Source organism: Arthrobacter sp. HMSC06H05 (genome assembly GCF_001807395.1).
GTDB lineage: Bacteria > Actinomycetota > Actinomycetes > Actinomycetales > Micrococcaceae > Pseudoglutamicibacter > Pseudoglutamicibacter albus.
In genome coordinates this window covers 26,881-27,149 of record NZ_KV788983.1, presented here as the reverse complement: position 1 = coordinate 27,149, position 269 = coordinate 26,881, and the positions used below count along the sequence as shown (strand labels likewise).

Annotated in this window: 1 CRISPR repeat array. The window is 62.8% G+C overall.

The features are described 5' to 3' along the window. Nucleotide 1: 1 nt before the first annotated feature. Nucleotides 2–269: a CRISPR direct-repeat array (repeat unit 24 nt; unit sequence TCATCCCCGCAGGCGCGGGGAACT).

Sequence of the window (269 nt, the reverse complement as noted above, 5' to 3'; positions counted from 1 at the left end):
ATCATCCCCGCAGGCGCGGGGAACTCATCTCGGATACTACCGCGGCATCGTCGACGGTCAAATCATCCCCGCAGGCGCGGGGAACTCATCCCTGTAAATACGCGAATTACAGGCGTGCTCGGATCATCCCCGCAGACGCGGGGAACTCTCACAATCATCACTCTCGTAGACACCCAATGACGGATCATCCCCGCAGGCGCGGGGAACTCGTGACCGTCCCGCATATGGCGGGCGCCCATGCCGGATCATCCCCGCAGGCGCGGGGAACT